This is a genomic window from Kitasatospora sp. NPDC051914 (genome assembly GCF_040680995.1).
GTDB lineage: Bacteria > Actinomycetota > Actinomycetes > Streptomycetales > Streptomycetaceae > Kitasatospora.
The window spans coordinates 1-3578 of record NZ_JBFAXX010000151.1 but is presented as its reverse complement, the minus strand read 5'-3'; the positions used below and the strand labels follow the sequence as shown (position 1 = coordinate 3578).

The 3578-nt window shown below is 69.4% G+C and carries 2 protein-coding genes and 1 rRNA gene; all 3 read right to left on the bottom strand.

From position 1 onward, the window contains the following. Nucleotides 1-135: 135 nt before the first annotated feature. A complete protein-coding gene (locus AB0M03_RS39515; protein ID WP_363501648.1) occupies nucleotides 136-2631 on the bottom strand; it encodes a mannose-1-phosphate guanyltransferase in 2496 nt (831 codons plus the stop codon). A gap of 134 nt (nucleotides 2632-2765) precedes the next feature. Continuing rightward, nucleotides 2766-3374 carry a CDP-alcohol phosphatidyltransferase family protein gene (locus AB0M03_RS39510; RefSeq protein WP_363501645.1) on the bottom strand — a complete coding sequence of 203 codons (609 nt, stop codon included), beginning with the start codon at nucleotides 3372-3374 and terminating at the stop codon, nucleotides 2766-2768. A 117-nt stretch (nucleotides 3375-3491) separates the two neighbouring features. Then, nucleotides 3492-3578 (bottom strand): 5S ribosomal RNA (gene rrf, locus AB0M03_RS39505); the annotation flags it as partial.

The following is a 3578-nucleotide window of genomic DNA, read 5'->3' as shown; positions in this document are numbered from 1 at the left end:
ACCCGGGCCGGGGGGGGTTTTCACACGCGCCCGGCCGGGGGGGGGGGCCCCCCCCCCCCCCCCCCCCCGGCCGGTTTCACCGCTCGGGTGGTCAGCGCCCCTCGTGGGGCGCCCTGCGCCTTCGCAGACGCGTTGCTAGCGTCCCGCGGAGTCCACCACGGACGCCCACTCGTCGAGCAGCTGCTCGGCGGCCTGGTCGTCCGGGCCCTCCGCCCACAGGTGGGTGACCGCCTCCGCGGGGTCCGGCAGGACGAGCGTCCAGCGCCCGTCCGCCTCCACCACGCGGACGCCGTCCGTGGTGTCCAGCCGCCGGTTCCCGGCCGCCTCCACCACCGAACGCATCACCATGCCCTTGGCCGCCCACGGCGTCGCGATGTCGCGCCGCTGGATGTGGGCCTGCGGGATGCGCGCATCGATCTGGCTCAGCGTGAGCTGGGTGCGCGCCACCAGGCCGACCAGGCGGACGAACGCCGCCGGGCCGTCCAGCACCCCGCTGAACTCGGGCACCACGAAGCCGCCGCGGCCGTCGCCGCCGAAGACCGTGCCCTCGTCGGCGGCCGCCTTCGCCAGGTCGTCCGGCGAGGTGGTCGTCCAGGTCACCTGGGTGCCGTGGTAGGCAGCGACCTGCTCGGCGATCCGCGTGGTCGTGACCGGCAGTGCCACCTGGCCGCTGCGCCGCTCGGCGGCGACCAGGTCGAGCAGGACCAGCAGCGCCCGGTCGTCCTGGATGACCCGGCCGAGCTCGTCCACGAAGGAGACGCGCTCGCCGACCGGGTCGAAGCGGACCCCGAACGCGGCCCGCGAGGAGGAGACCAGCTCGCCGAGCCTGGCCAGGGCGGCCCGCCGCTCCTCGGCGTCCTCGGTCGGCCGTGCCTCGTCCAGGCCGCTGTCGACGGTGAGCGTCTCCACGCCGAGCCGGCCGAGGATGCTCGGGAGAACGAGCCCCGCGCTGCCGTGCGCGGCGTCCACGACGACCTTCAGGCCCGCCTCGCGCACCCCGCTGGTGTCGACCGCCCGCAGCAGGTTCCGCGCGTACGAGTCGAACACGCTGGACGGGTGCAGCAGGTCGCCGATCTCACCGGGGAAGGCGCGCCGGAACTCCTGACGCGCGTACACGCGGTCCAGCTTCCGCTGACTGGCCTGCGAGAGGTCGGCTCCGGCCCCGTCGAAGAACAGGATGTCCAGCGAGTCCGGCACACCGGGCGTGGTCCGCAGGAAGATGCCGCCCGCGCTCCCGCGTGCGGTGTTCTGCCGGGCGACCGGCATCGGCACGTTCTCCAGGTCGCGGACGTCGATGGCGCTGGTCTGCAGCGCGGAGATCATCGCCCGCTTGAGCGCCCGGGCACCACGCGAGTGGTCACGCGCAATGGTGACGGTCGCACCCTTCTTCAGCGTGGTCGCGTACGCCCCGGCCAGCCGCACGGCCAGCTCCGGGGTGATCTCCACGTTGAGGATGCCGGAGACGCCGCGGGCACCGAAGAGGTGCTCCTGGCCCCGGGACTCCCAGATCACCGAGGTGTTGACGACCGCACCGGCCTCGATGGTCTTGAACGGGTACACCCGGACGTTGCCCGCCAGCAGCGACTCCTCGCCGATCAGGCACTCGTCGCCGACGACCGCCCCCTCGTCGATCCGGGCCGCCCGCATGACGTCCGTGTTCTTGCCGATCACACAGCCGCGGAGGTTGCTCTGCGGGCCGACGTACACGTTGTCGTGGACGACGGCCTTGTGCAGGAAGGCACCGCGCTTGACGACCACGTTGCTGCCCAGCACGGTGTGCTCGCGCAGCTCCACGCCGGCCTCGACCTTGGCGTAGTCGCCGATGTACAGCGGACCGCGCAGCACCGCCTCGGGGTCGACCTCGGCACCCTCGGCCACCCACACGCCGGGGGAGATCTCGAAGCCGTCCAGCTCGACCTCGACCTTGCTCTCGAGGACGTCCGCCTGGGCCTTCAGGTAGCTCTCGTGGGTGCCCACGTCCTCCCAGTAGCCCTCGGCGACGTAGCCGTAGACCGGCTTGCCCTCCTTGAGCAGCTGCGGGAAGACGTCGCTCGACCAGTCGACCGACTCGCCGGCCGCGACGTACGAGAACACCTCGGGTTCCATCACGTAGATGCCCGTGTTCACCGTGTCGGAGAAGACCTGGCCCCAGGTCGGCTTCTCGAGGAAGCGCTCGACCCGGCCCTCCTCGTCGGTGATGGTGATGCCGAACTCCAGCGGGTTCGGCACCCGGGTCAGGCACACCGTGACCAGCGCGCCCTTCTCCCGGTGGAAGGCGATGAGCTCGGAAAGATCGAAATCGGTGAGGGCGTCACCGGAGATCACCAGAAACGAGTCGTCCTTGAGCGCGTCCTCGGCGTTCTTCACACTGCCCGCGGTACCCAGCGGGACCTCTTCGTTGGCATAGGTGAGGTTCATCCCCAGCTCTTCGCCGTCCCCGAAGTAGTTCTTCACCAGGGAGGCCAGGAACTGAACGGTCACCACGGTGTCCGTGAGACCGTGTCGCCGTAGCAGCCGGAGCACATGCTCCATGATCGGCCGGTTGGCCACGGGCAGAAGCGGCTTGGGCATGCTCGACGTCATCGGACGGAGCCGAGTGCCCTCGCCACCCGCCATCACAACGGCTTTCATTTCGGGTGCGTCCTCCTTGTGCGGTGGTGAACCCTGCAGATCCATCAAACCGTTCAAGGGCTTCTCTACCCGGATAAAAACGTCCGACTCACCGTGTCGCGGCAAGTCGGACGTGAAGATCTTGTCAACAGCACTCAGACGGCCGGGCGGTCCGCCCGCACGAGCTGCCGGGCCTGGACCGCATAGAGGATGCCGGCCCACCAGTAGAGAGTCGTGCCCCACCAGATGAATGCCCAACTGACCGGTTCGGCAACCGTGGCGAGCCAGCTCTCGCCGTTGCCCAGCAGCAGAAGCGGAAACGCATACATCAGATTGAACGTGGCCGCCTTGCCGAGGAAACTCACCTGCAACGGGCCGTACCCGTGCCGGTTGAGAATCGGCAGCAGCGACGCGATGAACACCTCGCGCGCCAGCAGGACCACCGTCACCCACAGTGGCAGGATCTCCCGCCAGGTCAGACCGACGAGTGTGGAGAGCACGTAGAGCCGGTCCGCCGCCGGGTCCAGGATCTGCCCGAGCCGGCTGATCTGCCCCCAGCGCCGCGCGAGCTTGCCGTCGAGGTAGTCGCTCACCCCGCTGAGCATCAGGATGACGATCGCCCAGCCGTCGTTGTTCGGCCCGCCGAACACCGGCCACAGGATCAGCCACAGGAAGATGGGAACGCCGACCAGCCGGCCGATGCTCAGCAGGTTGGGGATGGTGAGGACGCGGTCGGTCTGCACGCGCGTCTCCTGAACCTCCACCTGGGACCCTCCTGATAGCTGTACCGCTCGACGCGCTCACCGGTCGACTGTGCGGGGTTGACCCTACAACAACAAAGCCCCCACCCTGCACGGGTGGGGGCTTTGCCATGAAGAATTGTTCGGCGGCGTCCTACTCTCCCACAGGGTCCCCCCTGCAGTACCATCGGCGCTCCGAGGCTTAGCTTCCGGGTTCGGAATGTGACC